Annotated in this window: 18 protein-coding genes and 1 pseudogene; 12 read left to right on the forward strand and 7 right to left on the reverse strand. The window is 60.6% G+C overall.

Annotation, left to right across the window (positions count from 1 at the left end):
- A pseudogene (locus tag DWY05_RS09335) lies at nt 1-333 on the forward strand (IS30 family transposase); the annotation flags it as partial.
- A gap of 152 nt (nt 334-485) precedes the next feature.
- Here DWY05_RS09335 and DWY05_RS09340 read toward each other — a convergent pair.
- From DWY05_RS09340 to pdxS, 3 genes are all read right to left on the reverse strand, one after another.
- Complete coding sequence (locus tag DWY05_RS09340; RefSeq protein WP_117821473.1) at nt 486-800, reverse strand: recombinase family protein; 315 nt, start codon at nt 798-800, stop codon at nt 486-488.
- Between the two features lie 193 nt (nt 801-993).
- A complete protein-coding gene (gene pdxT / locus DWY05_RS09345; RefSeq protein ID WP_117821474.1) occupies nt 994-1,581 on the reverse strand; it encodes a pyridoxal 5'-phosphate synthase glutaminase subunit PdxT in 588 nt (195 codons plus the stop codon).
- Between the two features lie 20 nt (nt 1,582-1,601).
- Entirely contained in the window at nt 1,602-2,492 is an 891-nt protein-coding gene (gene pdxS, locus DWY05_RS09350; protein ID WP_117821475.1) for a pyridoxal 5'-phosphate synthase lyase subunit PdxS, read from the reverse strand.
- A gap of 145 nt (nt 2,493-2,637) precedes the next feature.
- Here pdxS and DWY05_RS09355 point away from each other — a divergent pair, with 145 nt between their 5' ends.
- Nucleotides 2,638-4,053, forward strand: a complete 1,416-nt coding sequence (locus DWY05_RS09355) for a PLP-dependent aminotransferase family protein (protein ID WP_117821476.1) — start codon at nt 2,638-2,640, stop codon at nt 4,051-4,053.
- A 73-nt stretch (nt 4,054-4,126) separates the two neighbouring features.
- Here DWY05_RS09355 and DWY05_RS09360 read toward each other — a convergent pair whose 3' ends face one another.
- Nucleotides 4,127-4,690 (reverse strand): ferritin family protein, encoded by a 564-nt coding sequence (locus tag DWY05_RS09360; RefSeq protein WP_070097113.1) that lies wholly within the window; start codon nt 4,688-4,690, stop codon nt 4,127-4,129.
- Nucleotides 4,691-4,943: 253 nt separating this feature from the next.
- Between DWY05_RS09360 and DWY05_RS09365 the strand changes: the two genes are divergently transcribed.
- The 6 genes from DWY05_RS09365 (at nt 4,944) to DWY05_RS09390 (ending at nt 10,667) form a co-directional block, all read left to right on the forward strand.
- Nucleotides 4,944-6,164 (forward strand): iron-containing alcohol dehydrogenase, encoded by a 1,221-nt coding sequence (locus tag DWY05_RS09365; RefSeq protein WP_117821477.1) that lies wholly within the window; start codon nt 4,944-4,946, stop codon nt 6,162-6,164.
- 8 nt (nt 6,165-6,172) lie between these two features.
- Nucleotides 6,173-7,552 carry an aldehyde dehydrogenase gene (locus tag DWY05_RS09370; protein WP_117821478.1) on the forward strand — a complete coding sequence of 460 codons (1,380 nt, stop codon included), beginning with the start codon at nt 6,173-6,175 and terminating at the stop codon, nt 7,550-7,552.
- Between the two features lie 91 nt (nt 7,553-7,643).
- Complete coding sequence (locus tag DWY05_RS09375; RefSeq protein ID WP_117821479.1) at nt 7,644-7,970, forward strand: HIRAN domain-containing protein; 327 nt, start codon at nt 7,644-7,646, stop codon at nt 7,968-7,970.
- A gap of 18 nt (nt 7,971-7,988) precedes the next feature.
- The gene (locus DWY05_RS09380) at nt 7,989-8,168 is read left to right on the forward strand and encodes a hypothetical protein (RefSeq protein WP_117821480.1); all 180 of its coding nucleotides are present in this window, start codon (nt 7,989-7,991) and stop codon (nt 8,166-8,168) included.
- Between the two features lie 56 nt (nt 8,169-8,224).
- The gene (locus DWY05_RS09385; RefSeq protein WP_117821481.1) at nt 8,225-8,770 is read left to right on the forward strand and encodes a metallophosphoesterase; all 546 of its coding nucleotides are present in this window, start codon (nt 8,225-8,227) and stop codon (nt 8,768-8,770) included.
- 139 nt (nt 8,771-8,909) lie between these two features.
- A complete protein-coding gene (locus DWY05_RS09390; RefSeq protein ID WP_117821482.1) occupies nt 8,910-10,667 on the forward strand; it encodes a DUF2130 domain-containing protein in 1,758 nt (585 codons plus the stop codon).
- A 79-nt stretch (nt 10,668-10,746) separates the two neighbouring features.
- Here DWY05_RS09390 and DWY05_RS09395 read toward each other — a convergent pair whose 3' ends face one another.
- The 3 genes from DWY05_RS09395 to DWY05_RS09405 all read right to left on the reverse strand — a co-directional run bounded on the left by DWY05_RS09395 (nt 10,747) and on the right by DWY05_RS09405 (nt 15,357).
- On the reverse strand, nt 10,747-13,428 hold the full coding sequence (locus DWY05_RS09395) for an RNA helicase (RefSeq protein ID WP_117821483.1): 2,682 nt from the start codon (nt 13,426-13,428) through the stop codon (nt 10,747-10,749).
- A 99-nt stretch (nt 13,429-13,527) separates the two neighbouring features.
- The gene (locus tag DWY05_RS09400) at nt 13,528-14,367 is read right to left on the reverse strand and encodes a tRNA (guanosine(46)-N(7))-methyltransferase TrmB (protein ID WP_117821484.1); all 840 of its coding nucleotides are present in this window, start codon (nt 14,365-14,367) and stop codon (nt 13,528-13,530) included.
- 117 nt (nt 14,368-14,484) lie between these two features.
- Complete coding sequence (locus DWY05_RS09405) at nt 14,485-15,357, reverse strand: hypothetical protein (protein ID WP_117821485.1); 873 nt, start codon at nt 15,355-15,357, stop codon at nt 14,485-14,487.
- 267 nt (nt 15,358-15,624) lie between these two features.
- On the opposite strand from DWY05_RS09405, the gene DWY05_RS09410 reads away from it, so the two are divergent.
- The 4 genes from DWY05_RS09410 to DWY05_RS09425 all read left to right on the forward strand — a co-directional run.
- Nucleotides 15,625-16,347, forward strand: coding sequence for a helix-turn-helix domain-containing protein (locus DWY05_RS09410; RefSeq protein ID WP_117821486.1), 723 nt, complete (start codon nt 15,625-15,627; stop codon nt 16,345-16,347).
- A complete protein-coding gene (locus DWY05_RS09415) occupies nt 16,347-17,243 on the forward strand; it encodes a DUF4097 family beta strand repeat-containing protein (RefSeq protein ID WP_158558736.1) in 897 nt (298 codons plus the stop codon). The genes DWY05_RS09410 and DWY05_RS09415 overlap by 1 nt, the downstream gene beginning before the upstream one ends.
- A 97-nt stretch (nt 17,244-17,340) precedes the next feature.
- The gene (locus DWY05_RS09420; protein WP_117821488.1) at nt 17,341-19,248 is read left to right on the forward strand and encodes an elongator complex protein 3; all 1,908 of its coding nucleotides are present in this window, start codon (nt 17,341-17,343) and stop codon (nt 19,246-19,248) included.
- On the forward strand, nt 19,249-19,942 hold a 694-nt coding region (locus DWY05_RS09425), incomplete at its 3' end, for a spermidine synthase (RefSeq protein WP_117837257.1).

The raw sequence follows: 19,942 nt of genomic DNA on the forward strand, positions 1-19,942 counted from the left end.
TACTGCGACCCCCGGCAGAGCCAGCAGAAGGGCGCGTGCGAGAAGAACCACGTCGAGATCAGGAAGCTGCTGCCCAAGGGCGCCGGGGCCAGGTTCGACCGGCTGGAGGCGGCGGACTGCGCGCTGCTCATGTCGCAGGTGAACTCCGAGCCGAGGGGGGCGCTCGGGTTCCTGACGCCGGCGCGCGTGCTGCGGATGGCCCTCGGGGAGGACGCCTCCGCCCTCATGGACGCGTTCGGGATAGAGGAGCTGGCGCCCGGCGAGCTCGACCTCACGCCCGGCTGCATCGACAGGGCCAGGGCCGCGAGGGGCGAGGGGCCGCTGGCGGGATAGGCGGCGGGCCGGGACATGGGCCGGAGGGCCCGTTGCGCTGAGTCCGGAACGGCTGCGCGGCGGGCTGGCGGAGCATGCGGCGGCGGCATGGGGGCACCGGCCTCCACAGCCTCTCCACCTGCGGAAACGAGGCGACGGCCAGGCGCCGGGGGCTATTTCCGCGTTGCGCTAGCTGCGGAAACGCGGGGTCCGTTCAGGCTGTTGCGTTGAGATTGAAAATCAACCGTAGCCACATTTCCGGCCCGTATCTCGTCCACCATAGCGTCCAGGCCGGGCCGCTTGAAGGTCGTTCCCCGCACCCCGTCATCGGTGAAGTGGCGGACATTAGTGAAGCCATTTTTTCGGGCGTAGTCCTCCAGGATGCGCTTTTGATTTTCTACGGACACGCTCTCGTCAGACCGCCCATCGTCGTGAGATAACCTTTCGTACAATGCTGTGATTTTACCCTTTTGCTCCTGCTTCCTCATGTGTGTAACCTCCTGTTTTGTATTTTCACGACCTTTCTATCCTTATTATAGTGACCCTTTGGGGACGTTCTTGTTTGAGTAGTCGTTTAAGAACGTCCCCAACGACTACATAGTATGAGAGTGGATAATCTCCTGGTATGAGCCCATATTCATGCTCAAGGTGGGGGATTATCCACTCTCGTTTCTGTTCTTCCTACATTTGTAGGAGCAGTTCGTGGAGGCGGGTGTCTTCGTCGAGTTCGGGGTGGAAGGTTACGCCGAGCTGGTTGCCTTGGCGGGCGGCGACGATGCGCCCGTCGACTTTCGCTAAGGCCTTGGCGTCGCCGTGGACCTCGACGATGCGGGGCGCACGGATAAACGTCAGCGGCACTTCACCGTCGATGCCGGCTACCTGCCCCTTGGCTCGAAAGCTGCCGAGTTGCCTGCCGTAGGCATTGCGCTCAACGAACACATCCATGGTTGCTAGGCGCGGCGTCCCCTTATCGTCGTGGGCGGCAAGGTCGCGCGCCAGCAGAATCAAGCCGGCGCAGGTTCCCAATACAGGCATGCCTTCAACAATGCGTGTGCGAAGCCCCTCGAGCATACCGAGTTCGGCAAGTAGCTTGCCCTGAACGGTGGACTCGCCGCCGGGGAGGACCAGGCGGTCAAAGTTCTGCTGCAAATCGGCCGCCTGCCTCAGCTCGATACAACGTGCGCCCAGCTCGGACAGTCTTGCCTCGTGCTCGGCAAAAGCGCCCTGGACCGCCAGCACGGCGACCGTTTGGTCTGCATAATCGCTCATGTGCGATCCCTTCTGCTGGACTAGCGCCCGCGCTCCTCCATGATGATCTCTATTTCGTCGGCGTTGATGCCCACCATGGCCTCGCCCAGGTCCTCCGAAAGCTCGGCGATGAGCTTGGCATCGGTGAAGTTTGCCACGGCCTTGACGATGGCGGCGGCGCGCTTGGCTGGGTCGCCGCTCTTAAAGATGCCCGAGCCAACAAAGACGCCCTCGGCGCCCAGCTGCATCATCAGCGCGGCGTCGGCGGGGGTCGCGACTCCGCCGGCGGCAAAGTTTACGACGGGGAGCTTACCCGTGGCATGGACCTCGCGCACCAGCTCGACCGGAACCTGCAGCTGCTTGGCTGCCTCAAAGAGCTCGTCGTCGCGCAGAGCAACAACGTCGCGGATCTGCTTTTGGATCTTGCGCATATGGCGCACGGCCTGAACGACGTCGCCCGTGCCCGGCTCGCCCTTGGTACGAATCATCGTGGCGCCCTCGGCAACACGGCGCAACGCCTCGCCCAGATCGCGGGCGCCGCAGACAAACGGCACGTCAAACTGGGTCTTGTCGATGTGATAGACATCATCGGCGGGGGAGAGGACCTCGGATTCGTCGATGTAGTCGATTTCGATGGCCTGCAGGATCTGCGCCTCGACAATGTGGCCGATGCGGCACTTGGCCATAACGGGGATGGAGACAGCTTTTTGGATGCCCTTGATCATCTTGGGATCACTCATGCGCGAGACGCCGCCTGCGGCGCGGATGTCGGCCGGGATGCGCTCGAGCGCCATGACGGCGCAGGCGCCCGCCTCCTCGGCGATGCGTGCCTGCTCGGGCGTGGTGACGTCCATGATGACGCCGCCCTTGAGCATCTGCGCGAGCTCGCGATTGAGTTTGACGCGATCGGCCTTGTTGGTCTGTTCTGCCATGGTTGCTCCCTTGGTTGGCATGTGCATTGCTTGACGGAACATCCTATCGGGGAGCTGGGTATGGCGAAATACTCAGTTTTCGAGATAATAACAAGGTCAGACTAATGCCAGATTGAATGATTCGATAAGGTCAGGTGATAGACCCATGCTTGACTACAATTTGGAAAATCGCGGCGAAGCATCGCTTTATGAGTATGTTTACCAGCAAATTCGCGATGATATTGTTGCCGGGCGCATTGCGGCAGGGGAGCATCTGCCGTCTAAGCGCGCCTTTGCGAGTCATCTGGGTATCAGTGTCATTACCATCGAGAATGCATATAGCCAGTTGCTTGCCGAGGGCTATATTTGCTCAATGCCGCGTCGCGGCTACTACGCGTGCGAGCTTCCGGATGCGCCGGTTTTGGCTTTGGCTGCGGGGGATATCGACCGAGATGCTGTTCCTGTTGGTCCCAGCGCGCATGATGCCATGGGGCAGGCAGAGCGATTCGACGCACTTTCTCCTTCCGCTTTGGAGGCGGCGCGGCTTTGGCAAAGTGCGCTACGGGCGACGCTGACGTCCGAAGACGAGCGTGAAATCTTTTCGCCCGCACCGGCGCAGGGCACCGCTCGACTGCGACGTGCGATTGCGCACCATCTGCGCGGGACAAGGGGCATGAATGTCAATCCCGACAATATCGTTATCGGTGCGGGCGCCCAGCTGCTCGATACCATGTTGGTTCAGTTGCTTGGCGCGGACAAGGTGTATGCCGTCGAGGATCCAGGCTATTTGCGCTTGACGCGCATCTATCAGGCTATGGGGTGCAAAGTTCGACATATCCCGTTGGATGACGACGGCGTGGACCTGAGCGCTCTGCAGAAAACCGGGGCCGATGTCCTTCACCTGATGCCGTCTCACCAATATCCAACCGGCTTGGTGACGAGCATCGCGCGCCGATATGCGCTGCTGAGCTGGGCTGCCGAGCGGCCGGGTCGGTATCTCATCGAAGACGACTTTGATTGTGAGTTTCGCCTTGCCGGCAAGCCGATTCCCGCGCTCGCGTCGATCGATGCCGCTCAATCGGTCATCTATACCAACACGTTTTCGAAGAGCCTTTCATCGGCGTTGCGTTTGGCGTACATGGTGTTGCCCGATGAGCTGATGGAACGGTTTGGGCGCGACCTTGGTTTTTACGCTTCGTCGGTGAGCTCTGTTGACCAGGTCGCTTTAGCGCGCTTGCTGGAATCGGGTGATTACGAGCGGCATGTGAACCGCGTGCGCGTGCGTGCTCGCGAGGCACGCGATGGCCTGGCAGCGCTTGTACGGAAAGCGTTTCCGGCAGGGGAGGTCTCGATCGAGCATGCAGACGCGGGCCTTTACTGCACTGTTGCCCTGGCCGAGGACAAGGCGGAGGAGAGTTTCGCGAAGGCTCTCGCTGACGCTCGTATTTCCTATGTCAACATCGCCGATTGCCTGTGGACGGCTGATCGGGCATCGACTAAGAACGCTCCATCTCGCGTCCTCATACAATACGACGACCTGAGCCCTCAGTCGCTCAATGTTCTTCAAGAGCAGCTGCAATAAGCCCACGAAGAAGGCCCGAACCAATACGGTCCGGGCCTTCTTCGAGCTAGAGGTTATGTCTCAGGCGGTTGGCTTAGCCAAAGTAACGCTTGAGCAGGCCGGCGAAAGCCTTGCCGTGGCGGGCCTCGTCGCGAGCCATCTCGTGCACGGTGTCGTGGATGGCATCGAGACCAGCGGCCTTGGCGCGCTTGGCAAGATCGGTCTTGCCGGCGGTGGCGCCGTTCTCGGCCTCAACGCGCATCTCGAGGTTCTTCTTGGTGGAGTCGGTCACGACCTCGCCCAGGAGCTCAGCGAACTTGGCGGCGTGCTCGGCCTCCTCGTGGGCAGCCTTCTCCCAGTACAGGCCGATCTCGGGATAGCCCTCGCGATGAGCGACGCGAGCCATGGCCAGGTACATACCGACCTCAGAGCACTCGCCCTCAAAGTTGGCGCGCAGGTCGGCAACGATGTCCTCGGAGACGCCCTCCATCTTGGCGACGCCCACGACGTGCTCGGCAGCCCACTCGAGCTGGCCCTCCTCCTGCTTCAGGAAACGAGAACCGGGAACGCCGCACTGGGGGCACTTGAAGTCCTCGGGCAGCTGGTCGCCGTCGAACTCTTCCACATAACCACAAACGGGGCAAACAAACTTCATGATTCGATCCTTTCGATCGATGGCGATGGCGCGCTCGTCCGGTCCCGTAAGGGCCCTCTCCGGACGTGCGTCTTGACGGGTTCTATTATCCATAAATGCAACCAAATGTGAAGCCTATTAGGAATGATTTTTAATAAAACAATTTTGAGATGTGAAGATGTTGATTGATTAACGATTGGCAGGCCGTCTGCGATCTCCGCTGAGTACAATCGGTCGAGCAAATGTTGACCTATCAACAAATGAAGGAGTTTCCTTTATGCATCTAGCCCGTCGTGCCTGGTGCCGAACATATCAGACGGTTTTTCGCATTGCATTGCCAATCCTGCCCTATACCGAGCCGCGCATTTTGGAGCATGCCGAGGATGTGCCCGCGGTGCTTCAAAAGCGCTCGATCCAGAAGGTCCTTATCGTGACAGACCCTGGTATCGCTCGTTTGGGACTCACGGCATCACTCGAGCGTGCGCTTACGGCTCAGGGGATTGGCGTTACGGTCTATGCCAAAACATCAGCGAACCCCACGGTCTCAAACGTGGAGGAAGCGGCGTCCCTGTATCGAGAGAACGCCTGCCAGGCCATTATCGGTTTTGGCGGAGGATCGGCCATGGACTGCGCCAAGGGCGTGGGTGCACGCATCACGCAGCCAAGCAAGCCCATCAACAAGATGCGCGGCCTGCTGCGGATTCATCGTCGCCTGCCGCTGCTTATCGCCGTTCCCACTACGGCAGGCACGGGAAGCGAGGTCACGCTCGCGGCGGTTATCACCGATGACGAGACGCACTACAAGTACCCCATTAACGACTTTGTGCTTATCCCGCGCTTTGCGGTGCACGACCCCGAGTTTACGCGCGGTCTGCCCGCCTCCATTACGGGGCAGACGGGTATGGACGCCCTGACGCATGCCGTCGAGGCCTTTATCGGGCGAAGCACCACGCCCTATACGCGTAAGATGGCGCGACAGGCGGTGCAGCTCATCCACGACAATTTGCTCGAGGCCTATGAGCATGGCGACGACATGCGTGCGCGTCGCAATATGCTTTCGGCGGCGTATAAGGCGGGCGTTGCGTTTACCCGCTCCTATGTTGGATACGTTCACGCCATCGCACACAGCTTGGGTGGGCGTTACGGGATTCCGCACGGCTTGGCCAACGCTATCATCCTGCCGCATATGCTTCGCGCCTATGGTGACGCCGCCGCCCCCAAGCTTGCCGATCTGGCTCGCATGGCGGGCATTGCGCCGGCTACCGCGCAGGACAGCCTGGCGGCCGAGGCCTTTATCGATTGGGTCGACCGCATGAATGAGGCCCTGGGAATCCCCAAATATGTCTCGGGTATTCGCTGCTCCGATATTCCGCAAATGGCGGCCCATGCCGATGCCGAGGCCAATCCGCTATACCCCGTTCCACTTTTGATGGACCGTTTGGAGCTCGAGCGTATGTACGAGGTCGTTGCGGGTGGTATGTTTGAGGACGAGAACTAGGAGGGTCCATGAACACCGAGGAAATTGCGCGCATCATCGGCGACCAGCGCGCCTGCTTTAAGACGCACGCCACGTTTGATGTCGATGCTCGGCGTCGTGCGCTTGTGAGTTTACGCGATACGGTACGGGCTCACGAGGCCGATATTGCCCATGCGCTCAAGACCGATTTGGGAAAGTCACATGACGAGGCGTATATGTGCGAGATCGGCACCTCGCTTTCCGAGATTCGACATCAGATTGCGCATGTGGCTCGATGGAGTCGTCCGCGTCTGCGTCCGTGTGACCTCGCCAACGCCGTGAGTGTGTGCAAGACGCAGGCCGTGCCCTATGGCGTCACACTCATCATGGCTCCGTGGAACTACCCGTTTTTGCTGACGCTCGAGCCACTCGCCGGCGCCCTTGCCGCGGGCAATACCGTGGTCATCAAGCCGAGCGCATATGCTCCGGCATCGAGTGCGGTGCTCAAGCAAATCTGTGAAGAGGCATTTGATCCGCGCCTGGTGACGGTTGTCGAGGGCGGGCGCGCCGAGAACGAAGCGTTGCTCGATGAGCGCTGGGACAAGATCTTCTTTACCGGTAGCGTTCCGGTCGGCAAACTCGTCATGGAGCGCGCAAGTAAAAACCTTACGCCCGTGACGCTTGAGCTGGGCGGAAAGAGCCCCTGCATCGTGGATGCGACGGCAAACTTGAAGGTTGCGGCACGGCGTATCGCCTTTGGTAAATGGCTCAACGTGGGGCAGACCTGCGTGGCACCCGACTACCTGCTGGTCGATACGAGCGTGCACGACGAGCTGCTGGGCCTCATCAAGGAGGAGGTCCGCCGCATGTTTGGCGAGCATCCGCTCGACAATGAGGACTACGGGCATATCGTCAACGCCAAGCATTTTGCGCGCGTGCGCGGGCTGATCGATCCCGATAAGGTCGTGCTTGGAGGTGTCGCGCGCGAGGCTTCGCTCAAGATCGAGCCGACAATTTTGGACGGCGTGGCCCCCGATGACGCTGTGATGCAGGAGGAGATTTTCGGCCCCATCTTGCCGGTGCTGACGTTTGAGAGCCTGGATGAGGCTGAGGCGTTCATCACGAATCGCCCGACGCCGCTGGCCTTGTATATCTTTAGTCAGGATCGCGCGGTTCAGCAGCGCTTTGTGCGCTACGTGCCCTTTGGTGGTGGCTGCGTCAACGACACCATCATGCATCTGGCTACGAGCCATATGGGCTTTGGCGGCATGGGAGCGAGCGGTATGGGGCAGTACCATGGACGCGAGAGCTTCGATACGTTTAGCCACAAGAAGAGCATCGTGAACAAGGCAACGTGGTTGGACGTGCCATTCCGCTATGCCCCTTATGCAAGCTGGAAGCACAGGTTCGTGCGCATGTTTGTGCATTAGAATCAGATAAGGATGAATTTATGTCCGCACGGGCCCGTAGACTTCTCAATAAGGTTACATGCCGGTTTATCCGGCCGTTAGAGGAGTTGCCATGTACGAGCCTTCACGCCTTCTTCTGTCGTTTCACATTGCGGGATTTCAGTATGCCGACGGCGCTTTGGTCCTAGGCGATCTTAAAGCGGGCGATAAGCTGACGCTGTGTGCGGAGCGTGATAATCCCCATGACCCCGAGGCGGTTGCGATTTATTACGGCAACACCAAGCTTGGCTATGTTCCGGGAAATGAGGTCGGCCCGCTGTCCTTGATGATGTATTACGGCCACGAGGACGTATTTGAGGCCCGCGTGCAGCAGGTTGCCCCTGAGCTCAGCCCGTGGCATCAGGTGCGCGTTGGCCTCTATGTGGTGGATGCCCGCTAATCGGTAAGGGAGGCTGCCATGTTTGATGACGATGACCTGTTCGATCTGACAGACGATCCGTTTGAGTGGGATATGCTACTCGATGACGATGAGTTGGAGCAGGACCGTAGGAAACGGCAGGGTAAGAAGACTCAGGGTGACGCTTCGAAAAAGCAAGACAAGCGCCGCCGCGGCCTGTTCGGCGGGCTCTTTGGCTAACCGCCGCCTGTATACTTAGCACGAGTTTGACGCATTGCGAAATGAGGACGTAGACGATGATGTGGTTTACCGCCGACCTGCACCTGGGTGATACGAATATCTTGCACGACATGGATCGACCGTTTGGTTCGATCGAGGAGATGAACCGTAAGGTCATCGATGCCATCAATGAGTGCGTGGCGACGGACGACCGTCTCTATATTTTGGGTGACTTTACCTATCGTTTGCCCCTGGCGGAGGCGGTGCGCCTGCGCGAGCGCATCGAATGCCAGAACGTGACGCTCATCCGTGGTAACCATGACGGCGACTGGGAAGATCCGGACGCGCCGCGCATTTGGGATGAGGTGCGCGATTATCTGGAGGTTGCTCCCGGTTACGCCAAGGGCCATCGCCTGGTGATGAGCCACTATCCCATGCTCAGCTGGAATGGCAAGGCGCGCGGCGCCATCATGCTGCACGGGCATATCCACAGCAGGGGAGACCGCACCAACGCGCGCAACCGCGATCGCGAACGTCCCATTCTTCGCTACGATGTGGGCCTCGACGCCAACGACTACAAGCCCGTAAGCCGAGACCAGATCCTAGGCTTTTTTGGACTGTAATTCTCGAACCACCACAAGATGGGCCAGGCACCTTTGCCGTGGTTCTGGCGCCGTTGCCATTATGGCAGCAGCGCCTTTTTTGTCCGCGCGGCGCGGTAGAGTGTAGACGGTTGAAATTTGCGTCCATCGAGGAGCTGCCATGAACGAGATCAAGTGCCCGCATTGCGGCGAAGTGTTTAAGGTCGATGCGTCCGGCTATGCGGATATCGTCAAACAGGTGCGCGATGCCGAGTTTTCGCGCGACCTGGACGAGCGTGTGAAGGCAGTCCAGCGCGAGGGCGAGCAGGCGCTGGAGCTTGAGCGCTCGCGTTCGACGGCTGCTTTGCAGGAGGCAGAGTCCCAGCGCAACGCTCAGCTTGTCGAGCAGAAGAACGCCGCAGCTCAGCAGCTGGCACAAGAAGTCGCCAAGCGCGATGCCGAGCTTGCCGAGCTGCGCGCCAAGCTCGAGGGCGCTGCCGCAGAGCGTGAGAGTGCAAGCCAGCGCGCGGCGGTTGAGGCCCGTGCGGATGCGCAGAAGGAAAACGCAGAGCTCCAGCGCGAGATCGACAATCTACGTGCACAACTTGGTCGCAAGGATGACGAAACCAAACTCGCTGAGGCAGCGGCGCGCAATGCCGCTCAAAACGATTTAGCCGCACGCGATGCACAGATTGCAGAATTGCAGGCAAGGCTCTCCGCGGCGGATAAAGCCCAGGAGATGGCGCTTGCCGCTGCTGCGGCTGAGTCGAAGCGCGAACTCGATGCCGCTCGCAGCGAGGCCGAGCGCGCGCTTGCTGACTATCGCGCGAAGGTACAAGAGAAGTTTTCCGCCGCAAAGACTCAGTCCGAGCGCGAGGCTGAGGGCCTTCGCGCGCAGCTTCGTGAGCAAGAACTTTCTGCAAAAATGGAGCTGTCGAAGGCGGTCGCCGCGGCGGAGCGTGAGCGTGATGAGGCACGTGCCAAACTGACGAGCGAGCTGGCGGTGCGCGATTCTCGCGAGGAGCAGGCCAAGGCGGCACATGAGCTCGAGCTTGCGCAGGCCAAGCGCGTGAGCGACGAGTTGATCCGCTACAAGGATGAAGAGATTGAGCGCCTTAAGGACATGAAGGTCCGCCTGTCCACCAAGATGGTGGGCGAGTCGCTCGAGCAGCACTGCGAGACCGAGTTCAACCGTCTGCGCATGACGGCGTTTCCCAACGCGTACTTCGAGAAGGATAACGATGCGTCCGAGGGCACCAAGGGCGACTTTATCTTCCGCGAGTGCGACGCGAGCGGCAACGAGGTCATTTCGATTATGTTCGAGATGAAAAACGAGAACGACGAGACCGCGACCAAGCATAAAAACGAGGACTTCTTTAAGAAACTCGATCACGATCGTCGCCAGAAAGGCTGTGAGTACGCGGTGCTCTGCACGCTGCTCGAGCCCGAGAGCGAGCTCTATAACGCCGGTATCGTGGACGTGAGCTATCGCTACGAGAAGATGTACGTGATCCGTCCGCAGTTTTTCATTCCCATGATTACACTTCTTCGCAACGCCGCCATGGGTTCGCTTCGCTATAAGCAGGAGCTGGCGGAGTACAAACAACAGAATATCGACGTCACGAACTTCGAAGCCAAGATGGAAAAGTTCAAGAATGATTTCGGTCGCAACTACGAGATCGCGAGCCGCAAGTTCCAAACGGCGATCGATGAGATCGACAAGACGATTAGCCATCTGCAGAAAACCAAGGAAGCGTTGCTGTCCTCCGAGAACAATCTGCGCCTAGCCAACAAGAAAGCCGACGATCTTACCATTCGCAAGCTCACGTGGGGTAACAAGACCATGAAGGCAGCGTTTGACGAGGCACGCGGGGCTACGCCAGAGACAAACGATGAGCCCGCCGAGGCGGATTCGTATGAGGTTGAGGATGCCGAGTAAGGCATAGCGTATAGTGCAAAAGCGGGGCCGCTGGCGATATTGCCAACGGCCCCGCTTCGTTTCGTTCCAGTATGTTCGGCTAGTCCTCGAGCAGGTCCTCGATAAAGCCGACGCGGTAGTTTTTGAAGATGACCTCGCCGCCGTCTTGCGTGGCGTCCAGATCGACATCGCCCATGATGCCAAAGTCGTGGTCGCCATCCTCGTCGGCAAAAATCTGGTGCACGTGCCATACGTGCGCGGTTTTCTCGTCGGACTCATCGATGGAAAACATTGCCGAGCTGCGGGCATCTCCGTCGGTGAGGATCTCCTCATGCTGCTCGTGGTAAGCGTCGAGCGCTTTTTGCCAGCGGACCTCGCTCATGCCCCAGCCGTCGTCAAGCTCGCCTAGGTCGCGCGCATGCTCGCGGGCGGCAAGGGTCACGCGGCGGAAGAGGGCGTTGCGCACCAGCAGCGTGCAGCCGCGGCGGTCCGCCACGACCTCGTCGATGCCCTGCGGCGGCGCAGCATCGAGGGCTGCCGGGTTGCCGGCGTTCTCCCACTCGTCCACCAGGCTCGAGTCAACCGAGCGCACCACAAAGCCCAGCCACGAGATAATGTCGCGCAGGCGCTCGTCGCGCTTCTCGATGGGCACGGTGCGGTCGAGCGAACGGTAGGCCTCTGCCAAGTAGCGCAGCAAAATGCCCTCGGAGCGGGCGATACCGAGCTTTTGGATATAGCCCTTAAAATCGCTCGCGCTCTCCAACATGTCGCGCAGGACACTCTTGGGCGAGAGCTGGTAGTCGTTGGCCCAGGGTACTTCCTGGCAGTACTTGTCGAAGGCGGCATCGAGCAAGTCCTCGAGCGGCTTTTCGTACGTGACGTCTTGGATACGCTCCAAGCGCTCCTCGTACTCGACGCCGTCGGCCTTCATCTCGGCCATAGCGCGGTCGCGCGCGGCACGCTCCTGGGCGCGGAGTACCTGCTTGGGATCTTCGAGCGTTGCCTCGACCATGCTGATAAGATCCATGGTATAGGTCTCGCTCTCGGGGTCGAGCAGCTCCAGCGCGGCAAGCAAAAACGGCGAGAGCGGCTGGTCGAGCGCAAAGTCCTCGGGCAGGTCGACCGTCAGCGCGTAGTCGATGTCCGGCGCGGCGTCAGCCGGAGCGTCGGGCGCGGGCGGCACCTCGGTGCGAACGACGACGCCGGAATCGATGAGCGTGGCGAAGATTTCGTCGGCGCGAATCTCGAGCTTGGCCTTTTCCTCGGGCGTTTGCAGGCTTGTCTCGATGAGGTCATGCACGCGGGCGCGAGCGTCGCCGCCCTGCTCGACCACGCTAATCACCATGGAGTGTGTGATGCGCAGGCGCGGCTTGAGCGTTTCGGGCTGCGTCTCGATCAGGCGCTCAAAGGTTTGCTTGTTCCAGGTTACAAAGCCCTCGGGGGCCTTTTTCTTTTTAATCTTACGGAGTTTTTTGGGGTCGTCGCCCGCTTTGGCCATAAGCTTGGCGTTCTCGATCTCGTGCTCCGGGGCCTCGGCGATGACCATGCCCTCGGTATCGAAGCCCGAGCGCCCGGCGCGACCGGCGATCTGATGGAACTCACGGGCGCGCAGACGACGCATCTTGTAACCATCGAACTTGGCGAGCGCGGTGAGCACCACGGTGTGGATGGGTACGTTGATGCCGACGCCGAGCGTATCGGTGCCGCAGATGACGGGCAGCAGGCCCTGCTGCGCCAAGCGCTCGACCAGCAGGCGATAGCGCGGCAACATGCCAGCATGGTGCACGCCGACGCCGCATCCAAGCAGACGTTTGAGAATCTTGCCAAAGGCCGTCGAGAAGCTCGTGCCCTTGGCCGCCTCCTTGATGGCCTCGCGCTGCTCCTTGCTGGCAATACCAAAGTTGGCGAGGGATTGCGCCGTCGCAAGTGCGGCGTCCTGGCTAAAGTGCACGATGTAGAGTGGGGCCTCGCCGCGGCGCATTGCGAGCTCGACGGTGCCCTCGAGCGAGGTCGTCACATAGTCGTAGCTCAGCGGAACAGGGCGCGGGGCGTCGATGACCAAGTCGCAAGCAGCGCCGGTGTGCTCCTCGAGTGAGGTGGCGATGGCAGTGACATCGCCGAGCGTGGCACTCATGAGCATAAACTGCGTATGGGGCAGGGTGAGCAGCGGCACCTGCCAGGCCCAGCCGCGGTCGGGGTCGGCAAAGTAGTGGAACTCGTCCATGGCCACGCAGCCCACGTCGGCGTCCTCGCCCTCGCGGAGCGCATCGTTGGCAAGGATTTCGGCCGTGCAGCAGATGACGGGTGCCTTGGTGTTGATATGCGTGTCGCCGGTGATCATGCCTACGTTATCGCGGCCGAGCACCTGCACCAGGTCGAAAAACTTTTCGCTGACCAGGGCCTTAATGGGAGCCGTGTAATAACAACGCTTGCCCTGCGCCATGCCCATAAAGAGCATGCCCAGCGCGACAAGTGACTTACCCGAGCCGGTCGGCGTGCCTAAGATGACGTGATCGCCGGCGGCCAGGTCCATGAGGGCCTCTTCTTGGTGATCCCACAGCTCAATGCCGCGATCGCTCGTCCATTCAAAGAAGCGTTCGAAGGCTTGATCGGGCGTGAGCCATGGTTCGGGCTCACTGCCGTCCTCGGGCTCCCACCAGGTGGGGGAGAGCGCGCCGAGCGAGCCGAACTCGGCTTCGGTTCCCGTGCCGCCCGAGAATGAGCTGGCGGCCCCGGCGCCGGAGACGGTGCTGGCGGCGGTATCTGTCGTGGTCTGTGCCATGTGGTTACTTTCTCTCGCCGTTTGTTCGCCAACTATTATGGCGTAGCGACGGCGCGGGACGCCAGCGCGCGAGAAAATGCAGGAAATGGGCGCGCGGTGCTAGCGTTCCTGAGGCAGGCGTTTCTTGCCTTTACGGGCGCGGTTCTTAAAGTTCTCGACGGCTTCTTCCATGCCCAGAGGCACATAGGTGAGCTCATCGAGGTTATCGGGCAGGTAGCAGGCAAGACTTTGCTCCTGCATGCGACCCTCTGTGAGCTGTTCGTCGGTGGGTTGCGCGCCGGGTGTGGCGCAAATGCCATAGACGACGGCGCCCATCTCGCGCGTACGGCACTCATATTCGGTCTCGGGATGCTCGGGATGGTCGCGGCGGACGTCGTCACTTACCCAAAGCGTGTCGTAGCCCGCCGCGGCAAACTGTCCCAGGGCGTAGTCGCGCAATGGCTTGCTGTCGGTGCGCAGCGTGACGGTGGCGCCGGCTGAAAAGAGCGGGCGGTAGAGCATCAGATGGCCGACATGGACGAGTCGTTTTTTGGCGTACTTGGCCTTGGGCTGCGGCGTGGGAAAGTTGATGGTGATGGCATCGAGCTCGCCTGCGGCAAACAGCTGCGGCAGCGATGCGGCGCCTCGGGGCAGGACGAGTGCGTTGGTCAATTCCTGCTCGCAGATTTTCTGCGCGGCATAGGCGATGCAGATGGGCTCCTGGTCCATACCGATAAAGAGCGTGTTTGGCTCGTTGGCTGCGCGCTCTACAAGGTAGGTTCCCTTGCCGCAGCCAAGATCCAGGTGCAGGTGTTCGAAAGGCTTGCTGCCAACTGGCGCGCAAGCCGCGCGCCAATCTCCGACATAGGCCCCGGGGTTCGTCTCAATCGCATCGGCGTAGCGCTCCAGGCGCTCCTCGAGCACAAAGTTCTTAGGCGTGCGAACGTGGACGGCTCCCATGAGGCTCCTTGGTCATAAGTATGGAACGCATAGCTGTGCGTTCCGTCAATGGGTTGAAAAGGGTGGGCATAGTTTGCCCGAAAGATACGGTGCGGCTCGGCGGCGAGTCGTCGGTGCCTATAGGCGCTTGAGAATCACATAGCGGTTGAGCTCGCCGCTGCGACCGTCGGCATGGAAGCGTTCAAGCTCGCGCACGGGGACCTCGCCGCTCTTGTAGAACGTGCGCACGCCGCGCACCAGGTCGGTGATCTGCTGATCGTCAAAGTGATGGCAATAGCGGTAGGCGTGGCGGTCGTTTTGCCAGCCAATGAGGTGGTCGCCGGCTTCAAACTGCGCGGAATCGTAGCCCTCAAACGGTGGGGTGAGCTCGGCGCGAGCCTCGGCACGAACTGCCTTGCGTGCCATGCGCTCGTCATTCATAAACTCCCAAAAGCTGATGGCGATGATGCCGCCCGGGCGCGTCTGACGCACCAAGGCGTCGAGCACACGTACGCGGTACTCGCACGACGGCACGTGGTGCATAAAGCCAAAGCAGACCGAGATGTCGGCGAGCGGGGCGTCGAAAAGCACGTCGGGCGTCTCGGCGGGGTTGAGCTTCATGAGGGCGTCGAGCACGTCGAGCTCCTGGAAGTGTAGGTTGGGAATGCGCAGCGCGTGGCCATGTGCATCGATGGCCAGGTCTTGGCACGAGTCGACGCCATAGAACTCAAACGGGCAGCTGGCATCCGCCGAGGGGTTTGCCCCGTCGACGCCCTTGGCGGCAAGTGCGCCGCCGGCGGCAAAGTTCTCGAAGCGCATATTGCCGCAGGCAAGGTCGAAGACGCGGACGGGATGCTCGATCGTGGTGACGTCGAGCTGTTCGAGCGCAATGTCCATGGTGCGCACCCAGCCGGGCCACGGGGCCTGGCGCGTATCGGAGAAGGAGGCGGAGTGCTCGCGATAGAACGTGTTGTTGAGCTGGATGAGCGATGAGGCGAAATCGCGGTTCACGGCGCGGAACTCCCTCCGTTGGCGGTGCGGAATAAACAGTACGACCATACTACCGTTAACGCCGCAACGGGGACAACCGAGCTACGGGTCATTGCTTTGTTTGGACACATTTCCGCAGCTCATATGTGCCCGCAACCGCCGGTTGTCAAAAATCTCACTAGAATAGGTGGCATGCTTTTGGCGGTGGCGGATAGATTTTTAACTGTGCAAGGCGCCTTAAGAACAAAAACGGTCCGGCGGCACGGCTGGCATCACATAGGAGGAACCATGAATGTAGAAACTGCGCAGCGGCTCGCCGACCTTCGTCGCAGCAAGGGTTTTAGCCAAGAAGGGCTGGCGCGAAAGCTGGGCCTCTCGCGCCAGGCGGTCAGTAAATGGGAGCGCGCGGAGAGCTCACCCGATACCGAGAACCTGATCTCGCTTGCCAAGCTCTACGGTGTGAGCTTGGACGAGCTGCTCAATCCGAGCGACGAGATCGAGGACGATATCGAGTTTGAGAACGAGGACCGCGCCCGTCAGCGCGAGGCCGAGGCAGCAGAGCGCGCCCGTACCCATGAGGCGGCGGCACGCGCCACGGAGGCAGCTACACAGGCAAGTGATGCCGCGGCCAAGGCGGCGCAAGCGGCAAGCTGGAGTGCGCAGGCCGCCAATGCCGCTACGGCGCAGGCGACGAGTGGCACCGCGGTTGGCTCGACTCCGGTGAAGGGCCCGTTCCAGTCGTTCCCGTATTGGGCCGTGTGTTGGCTACTGTTCTTTTTGCTGATGTTCCTGTTTGGTGCCGGTCCCTTTGCCGCGCTGATCTTCTTCACGATTCCCATCTATCACTGGGTGGCGCGTGCGCTTGATGGCGATTGGGCGCGCGGGGATATTCAGGTTGGTCCGGCGCCGGCGGTCGCTAGGACTAAGGGGGAGGACGTTTCCACAGCGGTTGACGCTGACATGGCTGCCGCGACCACCGCTGAGTCGAGTGCCAAAGAAGGTGATGAATGATGAAGCTCTCGCATGAGTCTAAGAGGCGCTTGGGTATTGGCATCGGAGCGTTTGTGCTCATCATCGGGCTTGTCTTTGGCATTTCGCGGACTTTGATTCATTTTGATGGACCGTGGGATTTCGACGATGTTGTATCCGGCTTGTCTGGTATGGGCGATGCGTTTGACGAGGACGATTCCTTGAATAGCGGTAACTATTCCGCTCGGCCTCAACAGCTTTCGAGCGAAACGTTTGATGCCGACGCGTTCACATCGCTTGACTTGGACGTGACGTCGGGCACGGTCGAGGTCAAACACGTCTCCGGCGGGCCGGTGCGCGTAATTGAAAGCGGTCGCGTGGCAACGGGGACCGTCGCCTTCGATGCGGCAACCCAAAATCTGGCCGAGGTTAAGGGTTCTACGCTCAAGATTCGCCAGTTCGATTGCGATGACGAGCGCGCCATTGACCGCACGGTTACCGTCGAGCTGCCGCGCGAAGTTGCCGATAACATGGTGGGCATTACAGCGAATGTAGGAGCGGGCGATCTGACGGTCACGGACATTGCGTGTCATGACCTCAACCTGACGTTGGACTCGGGAGACGTTGAGTTTGCGGGCACTGTAACCGACACCCTGAATGCCAAGGTCGGTTCGGGTGATGTGACGTTCGAGCTCTACCAGGCCCCCGCGAAGTCGATGGACGTAAGCGTGGACTCGGGCGATGTGGAGATAGCGGTTCCGAACTCTGCGGGCTTTAAGGCGAGTCTCACCGTGGGCAGCGGTGACTTCGAGAGCGATTTCCTTCCGCTTGGCTACGATGGCGAGACCATATTGAATCTTGAATTCGACAACGGCGATAAGTCTGCTACATATCGTTTTGAGGTCGGTTCGGGCGACATGTCGTTTGATCCGGAGTGACATGCGGTTTTCGGAGATCGGTACATATAGGCATGCTCTTTGATGGAGGCGCCGGGGCCGTGGTCGGCTTCGGCGCCTTTGCCTTTACAATGGGGGCATGGAACAGATTATCTTGAACATACTCGAGGCTCTGCGTCGCGGCGAGACTGTGGACGACAAAGCGCTCGTCAAATTGATACATGCCGAGGCGCGCCGCGAGGGTGCCGACAAACGCGATTTGGCCAAGCGCCGTCTGCTGCCGTTCTACCAGCGGGTTAAACGTGAGGAGCCGGCTCGGTGGGCTGCGTGGAATGTCGATTCCGATCTGGAACGTCAACTGCTGCAGGTGCTGCGTATGAAGCCGCGCCGAACGGCCTCGGGCGTGGCGACCATTACCGTCATCACCAAGCCCTGGCCATGCTCGGGCGATTGCCTGTTTTGCCCCAACGATCTGCGCATGCCCAAAAGCTATCTGCACGCTGAGCCGGCGTGTGCCCGTGCGGAGCAAAATTGCTTCGATCCGTATCTGCAGGTGAGCGCTCGTCTGACCGCGCTTTCGCAGATGGGGCATGCGACCGACAAGATTGAGCTCATTGTGCTCGGCGGTACCTGGAGCGACTATCCGCAAGGGTATCAGACGTGGTTTATGTCGGAGCTCTTCCGCGCGCTCAATGACGATGCCGTGGCTGGTGTGGCGGCTAACCCCATGTTGGCGCGTCCGGGCATCAGTCGTGCCGAGGCGGGGCGTCTGCTCGATGACGCTCCCGCCGATGCCCTGCCGCCGGTGGTAGCAGAGCGCCGCGAGCGCTATCGGGCCGCCGGCATTGCGACAGACGAGGTCGAGCTTGCTGCCGGCGTTGCCGACGAGCAGGGGCGTGTGGATGCTGCCGTGGGCGGCTATAACCGTGCGGTGCGTCGTCTGTACGGTCCCGGTACGCCGTGGGGCGAGGTCACTGAGTGGCAGACGGCAACGATGGAGGAGCTCGAGCGTCAGCAGCGCATCAACGAGACGGCGAAGCATCGCGTGGTGGGACTCGTTATCGAGACGCGCCCCGATGCTGTAACGCCGCAGGCGCTTACGCTCATCCGCCGCCTGGGCTGCACCAAGATCCAGATGGGTATCCAGAGCCTCGACCAGCACCTGCTCGATATCAACGAGCGTCGCATTTCGGTGGCGCAGATCGAGCGGGCGTTTTCGCTTGCGCGCCTGTTTGGCTTTAAGATCCACGCGCATTTTATGCTTAACTTGCTGGGCGCCACGCCCGAGGGGGACAAGCGCGACTACGAGCACTTTATGACCGAAGGGGCCTTTATGCCCGACGAGGTCAAGGTCTACCCGTGCGCGCTCATCGAGGGCTCGCGTCTGGTGGGCTGCTATGAGCGTGGCGAGTGGCGCCCCTATACCGAGGAAGAGCTGCTTGATGTGTTGGCCGATGACATCGTGGTGACGCCGGCGTTCTGCCGCATCAGTCGCATGATCCGCGACTTTAGCTCCGACGACATCATGGTGGGCAACAAGAAGCCCAACCTGCGTCAACTCGTCGAAAACCGCTTGGCGGCTCGTGGGGAAGGCGCGACGGTGCGCGAGATCCGCTATCGCGAGATCAGCACGGCGGGTGCCGACCTGAACGAGTTGGCCCTTGACGAGGAAGTGACGTACGAGACGCCGGTGACGCACGAGCGCTTTTTGCAGTGGGTAACGCCGCAGGGCAAGATCGCGGGCTTTTTGCGCCTGTCTCTGCCCGATCGCGCCTTTGTCACTGCACATGCGGACGAGTTGCCGACCAGGCCGGAGGAAGCGATGATTCGCGAGGTGCACGTCTATGGTATGGCGGCACGTGTGGGCGATCAGGGCCAGGCGGCTCAGCATCACGGCCTGGGGCGTCTGCTCGTGGAGCGTGCGTGCCAGATTGCTCGGGACGCGGGCTATGCGCGCATCAACGTGATCAGCGCGATTGGCACGCGCGAGTACTATCGCCATCTTGGATTTTATGACCATGGCCTCTATCTGCAAAAGGAGCTCTAGATGAACAAGCCGAGTGTTTCTGCTGGCGTCGTTGCCGGCGTTGCTCTGGGAGCCGCGGCGCTTGGTGCGGCCGCCGTCGCTGTTCGTGCTGCCTGTCTGCAGGTTGCGCGAACCCGTAATGGGTTGGCGCGTGTGAAACGCGTGCACGATGAGGGTGGCGATGAGATTCGCGTGTTGGTGCAAGGCGGCGTCTACCAAAGCGCAAGCTACGTTGGCGAACGTTGGGCGGAGCCCGTCTTTGCGTACTATCGTGCGTTTGACGACGTGTTTGAGGCCGAGGACGCAATGCTTGATGCTTATGGTCACGGTATCGACCGCATGCTTATGCTGGGCGGCGGCGGGTTTGCCTATCCTAAGTTCGCCCTGATGTCGCACGAGGGCTTGCGCATGGACGTCATCGAGTATGACGGAGAGATTACGCGTCTGGCCCGCCGCTGGTTCTACCTAGACGAGCTAGAGCGTACGGCGGGCGATCGCCTGCGGATGATTACCGCCGAGGCGCGTTCGTATCTGGGTGTGACGAGCGTGGGCCATCGTCGCTACGACGTGGTCGTGAGCGATTGCTTTGGCGGTGCCGAGCCCGTACGCGAGCTGGCGACGGTTGAAGCGTTGCGTTTGGTGCGGGGCAGCCTAAATGTCGGTGGTACCGTCAAGATTCTTTCGCAAATTGATTTATTCGGCCTCAGCCCCGTCC

Origin of the sequence: Collinsella sp. AF23-4AC (assembly GCF_003462685.1) — a bacterium.
In the GTDB taxonomy this organism is placed as follows: domain Bacteria; phylum Actinomycetota; class Coriobacteriia; order Coriobacteriales; family Coriobacteriaceae; genus Collinsella.

What these genes read in the sequence shown, in the direction of transcription:
- DWY05_RS09380 (WP_117821480.1), top strand. Translation starts at nt 7,989, where the DNA reads ATGTTTGATGACGATGACCTGTTCGATCTGACAGACGATCCGTTTGAG.
- DWY05_RS09375 (WP_117821479.1), top strand. Translation starts at nt 7,644, where the DNA reads ATGTACGAGCCTTCACGCCTTCTTCTGTCGTTTCACATTGCGGGATTT.
- DWY05_RS09385 (WP_117821481.1), top strand. Translation starts at nt 8,225, where the DNA reads ATGATGTGGTTTACCGCCGACCTGCACCTGGGTGATACGAATATCTTG.
- DWY05_RS09390 (WP_117821482.1), top strand. Translation starts at nt 8,910, where the DNA reads ATGAACGAGATCAAGTGCCCGCATTGCGGCGAAGTGTTTAAGGTCGAT.
- DWY05_RS09355 (WP_117821476.1), top strand. Translation starts at nt 2,638, where the DNA reads ATGCTTGACTACAATTTGGAAAATCGCGGCGAAGCATCGCTTTATGAG.
- DWY05_RS09370 (WP_117821478.1), top strand. Translation starts at nt 6,173, where the DNA reads ATGAACACCGAGGAAATTGCGCGCATCATCGGCGACCAGCGCGCCTGC.
- DWY05_RS09400 (WP_117821484.1), bottom strand. Translation starts at nt 14,367, where the DNA reads ATGGGAGCCGTCCACGTTCGCACGCCTAAGAACTTTGTGCTCGAGGAG.
- DWY05_RS09365 (WP_117821477.1), top strand. Translation starts at nt 4,944, where the DNA reads ATGCATCTAGCCCGTCGTGCCTGGTGCCGAACATATCAGACGGTTTTT.
- pdxT (WP_117821474.1), bottom strand. Translation starts at nt 1,581, where the DNA reads ATGAGCGATTATGCAGACCAAACGGTCGCCGTGCTGGCGGTCCAGGGC.
- DWY05_RS09340 (WP_117821473.1), bottom strand. Translation starts at nt 800, where the DNA reads ATGAGGAAGCAGGAGCAAAAGGGTAAAATCACAGCATTGTACGAAAGG.
- DWY05_RS09410 (WP_117821486.1), top strand. Translation starts at nt 15,625, where the DNA reads ATGAATGTAGAAACTGCGCAGCGGCTCGCCGACCTTCGTCGCAGCAAG.
- DWY05_RS09420 (WP_117821488.1), top strand. Translation starts at nt 17,341, where the DNA reads ATGGAACAGATTATCTTGAACATACTCGAGGCTCTGCGTCGCGGCGAG.
- DWY05_RS09395 (WP_117821483.1), bottom strand. Translation starts at nt 13,428, where the DNA reads ATGGCACAGACCACGACAGATACCGCCGCCAGCACCGTCTCCGGCGCC.
- DWY05_RS09415 (WP_158558736.1), top strand. Translation starts at nt 16,347, where the DNA reads ATGAAGCTCTCGCATGAGTCTAAGAGGCGCTTGGGTATTGGCATCGGA.
- pdxS (WP_117821475.1), bottom strand. Translation starts at nt 2,492, where the DNA reads ATGGCAGAACAGACCAACAAGGCCGATCGCGTCAAACTCAATCGCGAG.